The sequence below is a fragment of the Nocardiopsis sp. NPDC006832 genome (assembly GCF_040635885.1).
Lineage (GTDB): Bacteria > Actinomycetota > Actinomycetes > Streptosporangiales > Streptosporangiaceae > Nocardiopsis.
This window is the reverse complement of record NZ_JBEYLC010000001.1, coordinates 173,464-187,326: the sequence shown is the minus strand read 5'-3', so window position 1 is coordinate 187,326 and position 13,863 is coordinate 173,464. Positions and strand designations below refer to the sequence as shown.

The following is a 13,863-nucleotide window of genomic DNA, read 5'->3' as shown; positions in this document are numbered from 1 at the left end:
GGACGTTCGTCGAACCTTCGTCCGACGCCACCGGGTGTTCGCCGCGGCGTCAGTCGTCGGCGCGGTCGATGGTGACCGACTCCAGCACGACGTCGCTGTTCGGCTTGTCGTTGGCGTCGGTCTCCACGGCGGAGATCGCGTCCACGATCTCCATCGACTCCTCGTCGGCGACCTTGCCGAAGATCGTGTGCATGTTGTTCAGGTGCGGGGTCGGCTCGACCGTGATGAAGAACTGGGAGCCGTTGGTGGCCGGCCCCGAGTTGGCCATGGCCAGCATGCCCGGTTCGTCGAAGGTCAGACCGGAGTCGAACTCGTCGGGGAACTGGTAGCCGGGTCCGCCGCGGCCGGTGCCCTCCGGGTCTCCGCCCTGGAGCATGAAGTCCGGAATGATCCGGTGGAAGATCGTCCCGTCGTAGAACCGCTCCTCGCCCGTCTCCGGGTTGGTAGCGAGACCGCCCTCGGCCAGGCCGACGAAGTTGGCGACGGTGATGGGGGCGTCGTCGGGCAGCAGCTCCAGTGCGATGTCGCCCTCGCTGGTGTGCAGGGTCGCGCCCTCCACCCCGGTGATGTCCACCTCGGCGGGCAGCGGGGATTCCTCCGAGGCTTCGGGGGACGGGGAGTCGGTCTCCGGTGCGGGTTCCTCGGACTGGCAGGCCGCGGTGGCGAACAAGGCGGTGCAGGCGAGGATCGATACCGGCAGAGTCAAGCGGTTCATCGGGTTCACTTCCGGAAGGTCAGGTTCGCGGCGGGGCGGCTTCAGCGTACTGCGAATTCGGACGGCCCAGATGTTCGGGACCTATCCGTCCGAACCCCCCGTGGCGCTCAGGGCGAGGACTCCGTCGGGTCCTCGTCGGCGTCGCGTTCGCCCTGTTCAAGGCCTTCCTCCCGCTGCTCCCGCCGCCGTTCGAGGCGTTCGCGTTCCTCGCGGGCCTGCGACTCCCTGGCCCGAGCGCGCTGCTCCTCGGCCCGCTCGCGGCACTGCCGCAGGAACGCCTCGTCCTCCTCGGTGGTGGAGGCGCGTGCCCTGCTCGGGTGGTCGTACTCGGGGAACGGCGAGGGCGGCCCCACCGGACCCTCGACGGACGTTCGTTCACGGCGAGGGCGGCCCAGGAGGAACCACGCCGCGGCGCCGATCTTCGGCAGTAACAGGACGATCACCGCCCAAGCGGGCTTGGGCAGGAGGCGGACCCTTTCCGCTTCGGAACCGATGACGTCGAAGAGCACGTAGACCCAGAACACCAGTGACAGGACCGTGGCGATGAGGGCGAGGTAGACCAACAGACCTTCCAATCGGGGGAAACACTCGACAGGGGAAGAACGACATCGCGGACTTTGTGTTGACTTGTCACGGATGGCCGCACCCGTCGAGTCGCTTGACCGGCCACCCGGGGGCAAGAGAAGGTCGAAGCCCGGGGGCTGGGGCGTCGCAACGAGGGTACGTCACTCCAGGCCCCCAGAGGTGTCGGCAGAATCGGGAGAGGTCATGGGCATGAATTCGACGTTGCCGTCGGCGATGTGGCTCCCCTTCGGGGCTCGGATCCTACGTGCCCGCTCCGCCCGAGGGCTTTCACGCAGCGAGCTCGCCAGGAGCGTCGGGGTCACCGACGACAAGCTCCGCGAGGTGGAGGACGCGCATTGCAGACCGGCCCGTTCCCTGGTCGAACGGGTCGACACCGCCCTGGGCACCGAGCACCAACTACTCGACGCCTGGGCCATCGCGTTGCAGGCGGAGGCCTTCCCCAACGAGTTCGGCGACATGAGGGAACTCGGCACCCACGCCGCGCGGTTGTGGGAACACCAGCCCATGACCGTTCCGGTGTTCCTACGTACCCGTGAATACTCGCGGGCGGTGCTGGGCCCGCGGCACTCCGACCTGGAGCCGGACGACATCGAGGCCATGGTGGACGAGGAGATGGCCTACCGCGCGGCGATGACCGGTCCCGAGGGTCCGGCGTTGCGGGTGGTCGTCAACGAATCGGTGCTGCGTCGGCCCCAGGGCGGGGCGGCGGTCCTCAACGGTCAACGCGACTTCCTCGCCGACCTGGTCGAGGCGGGCATCGTCGACCTCGCGACCATCCCCGAGGACACCCCGTACCACCCGGGGCTGGGTGGCGCGTTCCGGATCATGGAGTTCGCCGACCGGCCCAGCATGGTCTACGCCTTCGCCACCCAGGGCGGTGATCTCACCGGCGACAGTGAGGACGTCGGACACTGCCGGAAGGTGCGCGACTCCATCGAGGAGGCGAGCGTCGAGCTCACCCCCGACTCCGAACTGCTCACCGCTCGCCGGCCCGAGGGATGATCCCACGAGCGGGTCGTTGGATGATCGGTGCGGTAATGGTCTTGGGTGCGTACCCGGGCATGGGCTAGGTTGCCGGCCATGGATATCGCTATCACTTCCGGATACGTCGTGCCCGTCGCGGGGGACCCCATCGAGGGCGGGACGGTCCTGATCTCCGACGGTCGCATCACCGCGGTGGGGACGGCGGACGAGATCGCCGTCCCCGAGGGGGCCGAGGTCGTCGACGCCGCGGGCCAGTGGGTCCTGCCCGGCTTCGTCGAGGCGCACGGGCACGTCGGCATCCACGAGGAGACCATCGGCTGGGCCGGTGACGACACCAACGAGATGACCGACCCCAACGGCGCCCGCATGCGTGCCATCGACGCCATCAACCCCGCCGACCAGGGGTTCGTCGACGCGCTGTCGGGCGGTGTCACCAGCTCCGTGATCAAGCCCGGCTCGGGTAACCCCATCGGCGGCCGCACCGTCGCCATCAAGATGTGGGGTCGCAGCGTCGAGGACCGTCTGCTCAAGGAACCCGCCAGCGTCAAGAGCGCCCTGGGAGAGAACCCCAAGCGCGTCTACGGCAACAAGGACTCACTCCCCTCCACCCGGCAGGGCGTGGCCGCGGTCATCCGCGACGCCTTCACCAAGGCCCAGGACTACAAGGCCAAGCGCGACCACGCCAACGAGGAGGGCAAGCCCTTCGACCGCGACAACACGTTGGAGACCCTGGTCCAGGTGCTGGACGGCGAGGTGCCCTGGTGCCAGCACGTGCACCGCGCCGACGACATGCACACCGCGATGCGTCTGGCGGACGAGTTCGGCTACCGGCTCATCATCAACCACTGCACCGAGGGCCACCTGCTGGCCGACGAGATCGCCGCGCGCGACATCCCCGTCATCACCGGCCCGCTGATGACCTCCCGTTCCAAGGTGGAGGTCGGCAACCGGACCCTGGCCAACCCCGGCATCCTGGACCGCGCCGGCGTCAAGGTCGCCCTCACCACCGACGCCCCGGTCATCCCGGTGGAGTTCCTCGTCTACCAGGCGATCCTGTGCGTGAAGGAGGGGATGGACCGAGACTCCGCGATCCGCGCCCTGACCATCAACCCCGCCGAGATCATGGGCCTGGACGACCGTGTGGGTTCCCTCAAGCCCGGTCTGGACGCCGACGTGGTGGTCTGGTCCGGCGACCCGCTCGACATCATGAGCCGTGCCCTGCGCGTGTTCGTGAGCGGTCGCCAGGTGTACACCTACGACCGGGAACGTCGCGAGGGCATCGCCCTGGACCCCTACTACCGGGAGCCCTGAGCACCGGCGTCACCCGCGCCGCGCGCTCCTTCGTCTAAGGAGGGAACGGGCGATCTGAGGCATCCGCGAGGCCGCGGCCGACCCGTCTAAGGGGGCCGCGGCCTCGCGCTTCGATGAGGTCTTCCGATGTGCCGCGGGGGTCCTTAGACCGAGTCTGGGATCAGCCGGGGGAACGGCCCCCGGCCGGTGAACCCCCGGAGAACCCCATGCACCCCGACCACAGCGCCCAGGCCGCCGATCAGTACCGCGCCGAGATGGAGCGGATCGCCCGCGAGGAACGGGCGGCCCGTGAGGCCGCCCGTGCCGACAAGGAACGCGGCGACCGCGAACGCGCCAAGGGCCGAGACCCCGACCATGACCTCGTGGTGTGAACCCTCGGAGTCGTCCGCTCAGTCCACCCGTCGGAAGGGCGCGTCGCCCTCGGGAACCCATCCGTACACCACGCTCACCCGTTCGGTCCCCAACCGCTTGAGGAATCGCTCCTCCTCGCCGGCGGCCGGGGCGGGGGTCAACACCAGCGGAACACCGGAGACGATCGCGGCGGTGAGCACCGACAGGTCCTCGCCCAGGGCCGTCAACGGGGCGTCGGAGGCGACCACCACGGCCAGCCGGTCGCCCTCGGCCAGCCCCCAGGCCTCGGCGCGGGCCCGGCCGGCGGCAACCACCTCGGCGCCGGTCAGCGCGCGCTCGCCCACCTCCAGCGCGGTCTCGCCGGCGTCGACGGGATAGGGCTGGAAGTGGTCGCCGTGCCCGCGGACCTCCACGGTGTAGTCGGTGACCATCGCGGGCACCTCCTTGAGTGGCATCCCCAAGGAATCGAGGGAGGTGCCCACGACCTCCTCCGCGCCGCTGTCCTGAGCCGCCGTCAGCCGGTCGGGGCCGGCCACCGACACCTCGGTGTTCGGGGCCACGTCACCCGAACCGTCCAGTACCGCGGACGCGCCCACCGACCAGCAGGACAGCAGCCACGCCAACGACTGCCAGTGCGGCGGCAGAGCCACCGCAACCCGGTCGCCGGGCTGGGTGCCGAAGCCGTCCACCAGCATGTTCGAGGTCTTGGAGACCCAGTTGTCCAGGGTGGCCCGGGACAGTTCCACCCGGTCCCCGAGATCGTCGTAGGAGGTCACGAACGGGCGGGCGGGATCGGCTGAGACGAGAGCGCGCCACAGCGGCGCGGGAGAATCGGACATGGCCCTCATGGTAGGAGCCCCGGGGGAGCGGAGGACGACCGTGGCCGGTGCCACGGCCCCGTCGGGAAGAGGGCGTGCGGGCGGTGCCGGTGTGCGTACCGGTGCCGGAAGTGCCAGAGTTGCCCCATGCGCTTGCTTCCCGGACGGTTCCTCGCCCGTGTGACCGCGCTCCCCGCGATCGCCCTCTCGGCCTGGCTCCTCGTAGCCTTCCCCTTGCTGGTCGCGGGCTGGTTCACTCCGCTGCTCGGGCTCCTTCTGGGGGCGCCCGCGGTGTTGGTGGCCTGCGCGCTGTCGCCCCGCCTGATCCCCGACCTCGACGAGGACCACCTCTCGTGGTGGCCGGTGGTGGCGGTGCTGCTCATCACGGTCGCCTTCGCCGTGGTCCAGATCGCCTACCACGCCGAGGCGTTGGTCATTCGCCGTGATCCCGCCTCCTACGCCATGTACACGTCGTGGATCGCGGAGAACGGGTTCCTGCCCATCCCGCAGCAGCGCGAACTCATAGCCGGTGACGATCCGGCGCTCAACTACCGGAGCCTGGCCCATTACGAGCGCGACGACGTCATCTGGCCACAGTTCATGGCGGGCGCCCCCCTGGTGCTGTCGATCGGCTACTGGCTGGGCGGGCTCGACGGCATGCTCGTCGCCACCCCCATCCTCGGCGCGCTCGGGGTCCTCACCTTCGCCGGGCTCACCGCCCGCCTGGTCGGGGCGCGTTGGGCGCCCCTGGCCGCGCTGGTGCTGGCGGTCTGCCTGCCCCAACAGTGGGTCAGCAGGTTCACCTACAGCGAGCCGCTCGCCCAGATCCTGCTTCTGGGCGGCCTGATCATCGCGTTCGACGCCCTGAGCCGAAGGCGCGCCCTCACCGACGGGTGGGGAGCGGGCCACACGCTCGCCGCGATCGCCGGGGTGGTGCTCGGTCTCGGGGTGTTGGTGCGCATCGACGCCATCCGCGACCTGTTGCCGGTGATCGGATTCGTCGGACTCTTCCTGGTGGCCCGGCGCGGTCAGGCCCTGCCCCTGCTCGGCGGGCTCGTCGTGGGCGTGGTCTACGGGTTGGTCGCGGGGTACGGCTACTCGCTGCCCTACCTGGAGTACCTGTCGGATTCGATGAACCCGCTGCTGCTCATCAGCGCGGTCGTCATCTTCATCACCGTCGTCCTCACCGCCGCGCTCTGGCGGTACGGACTACCGCACACCGAACGGGTCCGGTGGCTGCCGAACGCGGTCGGCGTGCTCGCGATCCTCGTCATGGTGGGTTTCGCGATCCGCCCGTTGCTGTGGCCGGACTACGGCCACGGCAGTGACTTCACCGACCAGTGGGTCGCCGCGGTCCAGCAGACGGAGGGGCTGCCGATCGAGGGCAGTCGCACCTACTACGACATGAGCCTGTACTGGGTGGGTTGGTACGTGGGGCTGGGCACCGTCATGTTCGCGGCCCTCGGGGTCGCCCTGGTGCTGCGCCGACTCACGCTCCGTCGCGACACACAGTGGTTGTTGCCCGCGATGCTGCTCGTGTGGACGGTCGCCACGACCCTGCTGCGGCCGGCCATCACACCGGACCACCCCTGGGCCAGCCGCCGACTGATCGTGCTGGTCATCCCGGCCTTCATCCTGTTCGCGCTGTGGTTCCTGGCCTGGCTCACCCGCTACTGCGAACGGTCCGTCCGGTACGGCCGCGGCGGCCCGCTCGCCCGCTCGCTACCGGCGGTGGTGGCCGCGGGGGCGGCCGTCGCCATGCTCGGTCCCACCCTGGTCACCTCCGCGGCGGGGATCATGGGGTACCGGCAGGACATCGGAACGGTCGCGGCGACCGAACGCCTGTGCGCGTCACTACCGGAGGACGCCTCGGTCATCGTGGTGGACTCGGGGATGGCGGGCGCCTACATGCCGTTGCTCCGCAACGTGTGCGGGGCGCCCACCGCGGCCATGGACGCGCCCGACGAGGAATCGGTGGACCGGGTGGTGGGCGCCGTCTACGAACGGGACCGCACCCCCGTGCTCGCCGCGCCGGAGTGGAACCAACTGGACGAGGTCACCGACGCCGACGAGGCCGAACGCGACTTCTACGTCGTCGCCGACATGGACCCGAGTACGCTCATGGAACCCCCCACCGGTTCCTGGGATTTCCGCGGCAGTGTCTGGACGGTCGTCCCAGAACCCCCCGAATGAGGCGGGACCGGCCCCCACCGCGGTGCTCCGAACCGTCGCCCGCCGTTTCCGACAAACCCGCTCCGTCGAGAAGAACACGATGAGTCACGCCGACACCGAACAACCGCGCGAGCGCGCCGACGAACCTCCCGTCCGGGTCACCATCGTCCTGCCCTGTTTCAACGAGGAGGACCACGTCGTCGACGAGGTCAAGCGGATCTGCTCGGCCATGGACACCTCCGGGTACGGGTACGAACTGATCGCCGTGGACGACGCCTCCGCCGACGGCACCCTGGACCGCCTGCGCGAGGTGGAACACCTCTTCCCGCACATGCGGGTGGTGGCCTTCGGACACAACGGAGGGGCCGGCACCGTCAGACGGATCGGCAGCCAACGGGCCCGCGGCGAGTTCGTGGTGTGGACCGACGCCGACATGAGCTACCCCAACGAGCGCATCCCCGAACTGGTGGCCATGCTCGAAGCCGACCCCGAGATCGACCAGGTCGTCGGCGCGCGCACCCAGGAGATGGGCACCCACAAGGCCCTGCGGGTCCCCGCCAAGTGGGTGATCCGCAAGATCGCCGAACGCCTCACCAACACCCCCATCCCCGACCTCAACTCCGGGCTCCGGGTGTTCCGCCGGGACGTCGCCCGCCCCTACCTGCGTCTGCTGCCGCCCGGGTTCTCCTGCGTCACCACCATCACGCTGGCGTTCCTGTCCAACCAGCACCAGCTCAGGTACGTGCCCATCGAGTACGCCAAGCGCGCCGGAACCTCCAAGTTCCACTTCGTGAGCGACGCCTACCGGTACATCCTCCAGGTGCTGCGCATGGTCATGTACTTCAACCCGCTCAAGGTCCTGATGCCGCCCGCCCTGTGGCTGCTCGGCATCGGCGCCGCCAAGCTGGTCTTCGACCAGGTGCGGAACCTGTTCTACCTGCCGAGCAACACGGTCTTCATCCTCATGACGGGGCTGCTCCTCACGGCCATCGCGCTGCTGGCCGACCTCATCGTGCGCTCCAGGGAGCACTCGTGAGACGGATCGCGCTCGTGGGGCCCGCCCACCCGTACAAGGGCGGTGGCGCCCGGCACACCACCGAACTCGCCCACCGCCTGGCCGCCCAAGGGCACCGGGTCCGGATCGAGTCCTGGCTGGCCCAGTATCCGGCCGCCCTGTACCCGGGTGAACAGACCGTCGCCGACCCCGAGGGCGAGCCCTTCCCCGACACCCGGCACGACCTGGCCTGGTACCGGCCCGACGGTTGGTTCGCGACGGGTCGGCGGCTGGCCCGCACCGAGGACCTGGTGGTGCTCACCCTGTTCTCACCGGTCCAGGTCCCCGCCTACCTGGGGATCCTGGCCGGACTGCGGTCGTCGCGCCCGAGCCGAGGGCGCGAGCGAACCCGTGTGGTGGTCCTGTGCCACAACGTCCTGCCGCACGAACGCCGGGCCGTGGACGTCTCCCTGGTCCGCGCCCTGCTGCGCCGCGCCGATGGGGTGCTCACCCACTCGACCGAACAGGCCCGCCTGGCCGAAGGGCTGCTCGGTTCCGAGCGTCGTCGGCCGGTGGTCGCGCCGATGCCCCCGCACCTGCCCGACACCGGCGCGCGTTCCGCGCCGGAGCCGGGGGAGCGGCGCCACCTGCTCTTCCTCGGGATCGTGCGCCCCTACAAGGGCGTGGACGTGTTGCTGCGGGCGCTGGCCGAGGGTGCGCCGGGCGACGTCACCCTGACCGTGGCCGGAGAGTTCTGGGGAGGATCCGCCGACCTGACCGCGTTGGCCCGTCGTCTCGGGGTGGCCGATCGGGTGCGCTTCCGCGAGGGCTACGTGCCCGCCGAGGAACTCCCCGAGTTGTTCGCCGCCGCCGACGCCATGGTGTTGCCGTACCGTTCCGCCACCGCCAGTCAGAACGTGTGGCTGGCCCACGAGCACGGTCTACCGGTGATCGCCACCCGTGCGGGCGCCCTCGCCGACCACGTGCGCGAGGGGGTGGACGGGATGCTGTGCGAACCCGGCGACGTCACCGACCTGGCTCGGGCTTTGGCCGACTTCTACCGCCCGGGGGTTCCCGAGCGTCTGCGCGCGGGCGTGCGCCCGGTGGAGGCCGCCCCGTTCTGGAAGGACTACACCGACCGTCTCCTAGGAGCCTGACCACGGAGGGGAGGCCGTTGCCTCCCCGTCCCGCGTTCGGCGCTCTCAGTTGGAGCCCGGGAGCGGACAGCGGCCCGGGGCCCGAGTTGGAAGTCCTCAAGAGTCAGTCGTGTGGGAGACGCCTGCGGTGGGTGAGGGCCCACCGCAGGCGGGGTTCTGGCCGGGGTCGGTTAGCGGAGAGCGCTTCTGAGGAAGCCGGTCCACTCGGAGACGGGGAAGGGGAAGTGTCCGGCATCGGGGTGCTTCGAGTCACGGATGGCCGCGCCTCTGGGGAGTTCGGCGACCTCGACGCAGTCTTCGCCGGCACCGCTGTGGCTGCTCTTCCGGAAGCTGGTGGGGATGTGCGCTACCTCCACGCAGTTTCCACCTGTCTCACCGCTATAGCTGCTTTTATGCCAGTTCAACTCCAGCGATTCTTGATTCATCGCAGGTTCTCCATGATCTCCTTCATCCTTGAACGTGAGGGTTCAGGTTTGAGCGCGGCCATCCGAAGGTGTTCGAAAGCTATCTGATGGTTCTTGATCTCTGAGGGTTGCTCAAGGTACATCGCTCCAGTGCGGTATTCGAGGTAGATGAGACCAGGATCCGTGGAAGCTGGGAACCCTAGGATGGAGAAGCTTCCCAGCATGCCAGCGTGAGTTCCACTTGGTTGTGGCAAGAGCTGGATGGTGATGCGTGGATGGGAACTCAGGTTGAGGATGTGGTCAATCTGATCATGCATGACTGATCGACCTCCGACCTCGCGGAGAAGAGTTGTCTCGTCGATGACAGCCCAGAGCCGGATGGCCTCTTCCCCAGACAGGATGTTCTGCCTGGCTATGCGCACGTCGACCAACTTCTCGACTTCGTCAGATCCCTGTTCCGCGATCGCCCCGTTGATAACGGTGTATGCGTACTCCCTGGTCTGAAGTAGGCCCGGGATCAGCTGAGTCTCCCAGGTATAGATCTCTGAGGCACCTTGCTCAAGACCGAGGTACAAAGAGAACCATTTCGGCAGGGTGACGCTGTCGTCCTGCTTCTCCCACCAGCCTCGTTTGCGCGCGTTGCGAGCTGCTTGAAGGTAGTGATCACGGCGTTCCTCGGGAATCTGGTAGAGGTCGAAGAGGATTTCTTCCAGGTCCCGGGCGCGTGGTGGGACCATTGCGGTCTCGATGTAGTGCAGCTTCCCTTGGGTGCAGCGAAGCTCCGCGGCGACGTCTTTGCGGCTGAGTCCGGCCTCCACCCTGAGACGTTTTAGCTCGTGGGCAAGCCAACGTCGCCACACTGTCGGACTTGATCCCATTTGCACCACCCTGTCTGTCTGAAGTCAGCCGTTCGAACGTTAGTTGGGTCGGCTGCCCGGTGTGGAAGCTTCGAGAAACCTGGATGGCCAGGTTGGTGAATCGCTGGCGGGAAGCTGTTTGAGATTCTATATTGAAAATCAATCATGACTCTCAAGAGTCTGAGGCGCCGGTTGTCCGCTGAGCAACACAGGGCGGATGGTGCGGAGGTTTCGTGTCCGTAGAGCCGACGCTTTGAAGTCCGGTGACCCATGTCAAGGAGTGTGTTCGTCATGCCCGAAAACGCCTTCGCGCCCGCCCCTGGCCCTGTCCCCGTCCCGGTTCAGGGCGAGGCCACGGTGCCGTTGGCCAGCTTCATCCGGCCCTTCCAACGCCACTACTTCTCCGGCCTGCCCGAGCGCCCCAACTACCGAGCGCGCAGCTACGACTTCGCTGGAGTCCCCGCCCTGATGCCCCTGGTCCGCGCGTTCCTGGACACGTGCGCGGCCACCGAAACGGGCGACTACCGCTACCTGTTCACCCTGCTGGGCAGCGAGCTGGCCAATAACGCGCTCCGGCACAGTCTCTCCGGACTCCCGGGTGGCAACTACACCCTGCGGGTGCACCGCGACAAGGAAGGACTCCACCTGAGCTGCCACGACCGGGGCGGACTACACACCCGCAACACCCGCCTCGTCCCGGCCCCGGACGGGCTGAACCTGGGAGCCGAGTCCGGGCGCGGTTTGGCGATGATCGACGCCTTGGCCACCTCATGGGGCGACAACGGCAACGCCGAGTACCGCACCGTGTGGCTGTACCTGGCCTACGACCTGACCCGCAGCGGATGGAACACCGCCGCCCTCAACTGAACTCCACGCTCTGTCACGTCGATGACATGAGACGGGCCCAGGAGAGCGCGCCAACGCTCTTCCGGGCCCTGAACCCCCGAACAACCAAACCAGTTCATTTGTAAGGAAAACGAGGATCTGATGAACCACCCTATCCCCGCGCCGCGTCGCCCCGTGGACACTCGCCCCACCCACACCAGCGGCACGACCTTCACCCCGGCCCCGCCGCGTTCGGCCCCCACCACCGGTCCGGTCTGTGCGTCCTGTGACCATCGCACCTGCCGGACCCAGCGCGCCCGCACCCTGCCCCGCCTGGGTGGACACCGCTCCGAGTTCTCCCGCGAACACGCCCAGGCCGCCCAGGCCCAAGCCCGAAACCGCCACCTGCTCATCTATTTCGGTGAGGCCACCCAGTCGTTCTGGATCGCCACCCCCTCCGGCCTGGTCGAAGCCCGCGACGTGGACGAACTCCTCCTGAAACTGTGGCCGCACACCGACCGGCCCGCCATACGGCCCTGGGCCCGGAACCTCGGCAGCCCCCGCGTTCCGGCCATGGCCTGAGCGGCCCCCGATCATCACCCCCAAACCGTCAAAGAGTGCGGTCTTGGTCGGAACTGTCCGACCAAGACCGCGCCAGGCCCGGCGCCTTCGCCCACTGAGCGGTTCGCGCCTGTTGCCACGTTCGTTGTCGGCACCCGATGTTGGCCGGAATCGGCAACCCGAGCTCGCCCCGGCGCCGGGCGGTCTACCGTGACCGCCATGCGTTCACCCACCCCCCGACAGTGGGTCGGCATCGCCTTGGCCGCCGTGGCGCTGCCCGCCCTTGCCGCTACCTCTTGGCCCCTGTTCACCTTCCTGCTGGGCCTGTTTCCTCCAGGCCTGCCCCTCAGGAGCATCCTTCTTGGTACGGGCCTGGTGGCCGCACTGGGGATCGCCGCGGTGCTCATCCGCCCCCAACAGTCGGCCTCGGTCCGGCTGTGGTGGCTGATCCTCGCCGCATGGGCGGTGGCCATCGGGGCAGTGGCAGCGATGGTGCTGCTTGTCTGGCTCATCCTGGGCACCCCTGGACTCGACGTTCCCGCCGTTCTGCCCCCGCGCGCCTTGGACGCGATCGCGACCCGGTCCTTCGCCATCGTTGCCGGCCTGGGCGGTGTCGCGCTGCTGGCGATCCACTACCGACGTCAGCGCACGACCGAAGCCGATGCCGAACGCGCCGAACAGGCAGCCGCACGTGAGGTCGCGAAGCTGTTCACCGACACCTTCGACAGCGCCAGCGACAAGCTCGGCAGTGACCACGCCGCAGTGCGACTGGCCGGCGTGCACGCCCTGGCCCGGCTGGCCGATGAGGCCCCCGAGGGGCGTGAGGATCTGGTGCAGATGGTCATCGACGTGTTGTGCGCCTACCTGCGCATGCCCTATACCTCGGCCCCTCGGGCACCGGCCAAGAACGCCTCCACGGCACGGAGGGAGGAGCACCGCGAGCGTGAGCTGGAGTTCGCCGCCTCGCGCGAGGTGCGCCACACCATCCTCCGCATCATCGGCCAGCGACTGCGCGGCCCCACCCGCTGGCGCGGTAAGGACTACGACTTCACCGGTGTCGTCTTCGACGGCTGCGACCTGCGTAGGGCCCACTTCACCGGCGGGTTCGTGGACTTCACCGAGGCCGAGTTCACCGGCGGGGATGCGCTCTTCACGGATGTCCACTTCACCGGGGGCGAGGTGCTCTTCTGGAAGACCCGATTCACCGGCGGAAAGGTCTTTTTCCTCGACAGCGTGTTCAAGGGCACGATGGTGTCCTTTTTCGAGTCGGAGTTCACAGGTAGCCAGGTTCTTTTTAGCGAAACCGAGATCGCCGATGGTGGTCTGGACTTCCCCGAGGCTCGCTTCGTCGGCGGGCATGTGGACTTCTCCCAGGCCCGCGTCACTGGCGGGCGGGTGGACTTCACCAAGGCCGAGATTGCCGGTGGGCAGGTGGACTTCACCAAGGCCGAGTTCGCCGGCGGGCGGGTGGACTTCACCAAAGCTCGCTTCACCGACGGGCATGTTGTCTTCTCTCAGGCTCGCCTGACCGGTGGCAACGTGGACTTCACGGACATCGAGTTTGCTGGTGGGGAGGTGGACTTCGCCGGAGCCGAGTTCGCTAGTGGGGAGGTGGACTTCGCTGGAGCCGAACTTGCAGGCGGGCGGGTGGACTTCGCTGAGGTTCGCTTCACCGGCGGGGAGGTGAACTTCTTCCAGGCGCGCTTCACCGGGGCGGAGGTGGGTTTCACTGGAGCCGAACTCGCCGACGGGGAGGCCTACTTCGGCACTGCTGAGTTCGCCGGCGGGGCGGTGGGCTTCTTCCAGGCTCGCTTCACCGGGGCGGACGTGTCCTTCTTCCAGGCTCGCTTCACCGAGGCGGAGGTGGACTTCACCGGGGCTGAGTTCGTTGGTGGGGAGGTCATCTTTCTTGATGCGTCAGGGGATTGCCCTGACACGCTTCGGGCAGCCATCGACCAGGGAGAACCACGTGGAGTCCTACTACCCCGATCATGGGAACCGGGCCGGACGGAGGCCGAGATCGGCTCAGAGGACCCGGCCTGCGGACCCGAACGCTGATGCACGGAAGGAGCAGCTGCTTCATCCTCGGCACGTGGATGGCCCGCCCCTCGCCATGGGCCCTGCTCATG

General features: G+C 68.3%; 14 protein-coding genes. 9 read left to right on the top strand and 5 right to left on the bottom strand.

The annotated features are described in order from the left end of the window. Positions 1–49 precede the first annotated feature (49 nt). Positions 50–715, bottom strand: a complete 666-nt coding sequence (locus ABZ717_RS00775; protein WP_358503412.1) for a peptidylprolyl isomerase — start codon at positions 713–715, stop codon at positions 50–52. Between the two features lie 107 nt (positions 716–822). Continuing rightward, positions 823–1,278: a PLD nuclease N-terminal domain-containing protein gene (locus tag ABZ717_RS00770; RefSeq protein ID WP_358503409.1), complete on the bottom strand. Its 456-nt coding sequence runs from the start codon at positions 1,276–1,278 to the stop codon at positions 823–825. A gap of 211 nt (positions 1,279–1,489) precedes the next feature. Here ABZ717_RS00770 and ABZ717_RS00765 point away from each other — a divergent pair, with 211 nt between their 5' ends. The 3 genes from ABZ717_RS00765 (at position 1,490) to ABZ717_RS00755 (ending at position 3,966) form a co-directional block, all read left to right on the top strand. Beyond that, positions 1,490–2,302: a helix-turn-helix transcriptional regulator gene (locus ABZ717_RS00765; RefSeq protein WP_358503406.1), complete on the top strand. Its 813-nt coding sequence runs from the start codon at positions 1,490–1,492 to the stop codon at positions 2,300–2,302. Positions 2,303–2,380: 78 nt separating this feature from the next. Continuing rightward, the gene (locus tag ABZ717_RS00760; protein WP_358503403.1) at positions 2,381–3,595 is read left to right on the top strand and encodes an amidohydrolase; all 1,215 of its coding nucleotides are present in this window, start codon (positions 2,381–2,383) and stop codon (positions 3,593–3,595) included. 206 nt (positions 3,596–3,801) lie between these two features. Beyond that, entirely contained in the window at positions 3,802–3,966 is a 165-nt protein-coding gene (locus ABZ717_RS00755; RefSeq protein ID WP_358503400.1) for a hypothetical protein, read from the top strand. An 18-nt stretch (positions 3,967–3,984) separates the two neighbouring features. On the opposite strand, the gene ABZ717_RS00750 is transcribed toward ABZ717_RS00755, so the two are convergent. After that, positions 3,985–4,785: a TIGR03089 family protein gene (locus tag ABZ717_RS00750; RefSeq protein ID WP_358503397.1), complete on the bottom strand. Its 801-nt coding sequence runs from the start codon at positions 4,783–4,785 to the stop codon at positions 3,985–3,987. Positions 4,786–4,911: 126 nt separating this feature from the next. On the opposite strand from ABZ717_RS00750, the gene ABZ717_RS00745 reads away from it, so the two are divergent. From ABZ717_RS00745 to ABZ717_RS00735, 3 genes are all read left to right on the top strand, one after another. Beyond that, on the top strand, positions 4,912–6,957 hold the full coding sequence (locus ABZ717_RS00745; RefSeq protein WP_358503394.1) for a hypothetical protein: 2,046 nt from the start codon (positions 4,912–4,914) through the stop codon (positions 6,955–6,957). 79 nt (positions 6,958–7,036) lie between these two features. Next, a complete protein-coding gene (locus ABZ717_RS00740; RefSeq protein WP_358503391.1) occupies positions 7,037–7,972 on the top strand; it encodes a glycosyltransferase family 2 protein in 936 nt (311 codons plus the stop codon). Continuing rightward, positions 7,969–9,087 carry a glycosyltransferase family 4 protein gene (locus ABZ717_RS00735; RefSeq protein ID WP_358503389.1) on the top strand — a complete coding sequence of 373 codons (1,119 nt, stop codon included), beginning with the start codon at positions 7,969–7,971 and terminating at the stop codon, positions 9,085–9,087. Before ABZ717_RS00740 ends, ABZ717_RS00735 begins: the two co-directional genes overlap by 4 nt. Positions 9,088–9,257: 170 nt before the next feature. Here the strand turns inward: ABZ717_RS00735 and ABZ717_RS00730 are convergent, their stop codons facing one another. Continuing rightward, positions 9,258–9,512, bottom strand: a complete 255-nt coding sequence (locus ABZ717_RS00730) for a DUF397 domain-containing protein (protein ID WP_358503386.1) — start codon at positions 9,510–9,512, stop codon at positions 9,258–9,260. Beyond that, positions 9,509–10,369: a helix-turn-helix transcriptional regulator gene (locus ABZ717_RS00725; protein ID WP_358503383.1), complete on the bottom strand. Its 861-nt coding sequence runs from the start codon at positions 10,367–10,369 to the stop codon at positions 9,509–9,511. Before ABZ717_RS00725 ends, ABZ717_RS00730 begins: the two co-directional genes overlap by 4 nt. Positions 10,370–10,639: 270 nt before the next feature. Between ABZ717_RS00725 and ABZ717_RS00720 the strand changes: the two genes are divergently transcribed. The 3 genes from ABZ717_RS00720 to ABZ717_RS00710 all read left to right on the top strand — a co-directional run bounded on the left by ABZ717_RS00720 (position 10,640) and on the right by ABZ717_RS00710 (position 13,792). Continuing rightward, the gene (locus ABZ717_RS00720) at positions 10,640–11,215 is read left to right on the top strand and encodes an ATP-binding protein (protein ID WP_358503381.1); all 576 of its coding nucleotides are present in this window, start codon (positions 10,640–10,642) and stop codon (positions 11,213–11,215) included. Positions 11,216–11,335: 120 nt separating this feature from the next. After that, complete coding sequence (locus tag ABZ717_RS00715; RefSeq protein ID WP_358503378.1) at positions 11,336–11,755, top strand: hypothetical protein; 420 nt, start codon at positions 11,336–11,338, stop codon at positions 11,753–11,755. Positions 11,756–11,953: 198 nt separating this feature from the next. Beyond that, entirely contained in the window at positions 11,954–13,792 is a 1,839-nt protein-coding gene (locus ABZ717_RS00710; protein ID WP_358503375.1) for a pentapeptide repeat-containing protein, read from the top strand. The last annotated feature ends 71 nt before the right edge of the window (positions 13,793–13,863 follow it).

What these genes read in the sequence shown, in the direction of transcription:
- ABZ717_RS00710 (WP_358503375.1), top strand. Translation starts at nt 11,954, where the DNA reads ATGCGTTCACCCACCCCCCGACAGTGGGTCGGCATCGCCTTGGCCGCC.
- ABZ717_RS00755 (WP_358503400.1), top strand. Translation starts at nt 3,802, where the DNA reads ATGCACCCCGACCACAGCGCCCAGGCCGCCGATCAGTACCGCGCCGAG.
- ABZ717_RS00715 (WP_358503378.1), top strand. Translation starts at nt 11,336, where the DNA reads ATGAACCACCCTATCCCCGCGCCGCGTCGCCCCGTGGACACTCGCCCC.
- ABZ717_RS00740 (WP_358503391.1), top strand. Translation starts at nt 7,037, where the DNA reads ATGAGTCACGCCGACACCGAACAACCGCGCGAGCGCGCCGACGAACCT.
- ABZ717_RS00745 (WP_358503394.1), top strand. Translation starts at nt 4,912, where the DNA reads ATGCGCTTGCTTCCCGGACGGTTCCTCGCCCGTGTGACCGCGCTCCCC.
- ABZ717_RS00775 (WP_358503412.1), bottom strand. Translation starts at nt 715, where the DNA reads ATGAACCGCTTGACTCTGCCGGTATCGATCCTCGCCTGCACCGCCTTG.
- ABZ717_RS00765 (WP_358503406.1), top strand. Translation starts at nt 1,490, where the DNA reads ATGAATTCGACGTTGCCGTCGGCGATGTGGCTCCCCTTCGGGGCTCGG.
- ABZ717_RS00760 (WP_358503403.1), top strand. Translation starts at nt 2,381, where the DNA reads ATGGATATCGCTATCACTTCCGGATACGTCGTGCCCGTCGCGGGGGAC.
- ABZ717_RS00720 (WP_358503381.1), top strand. Translation starts at nt 10,640, where the DNA reads ATGCCCGAAAACGCCTTCGCGCCCGCCCCTGGCCCTGTCCCCGTCCCG.
- ABZ717_RS00730 (WP_358503386.1), bottom strand. Translation starts at nt 9,512, where the DNA reads ATGAATCAAGAATCGCTGGAGTTGAACTGGCATAAAAGCAGCTATAGC.
- ABZ717_RS00750 (WP_358503397.1), bottom strand. Translation starts at nt 4,785, where the DNA reads ATGTCCGATTCTCCCGCGCCGCTGTGGCGCGCTCTCGTCTCAGCCGAT.
- ABZ717_RS00725 (WP_358503383.1), bottom strand. Translation starts at nt 10,369, where the DNA reads ATGGGATCAAGTCCGACAGTGTGGCGACGTTGGCTTGCCCACGAGCTA.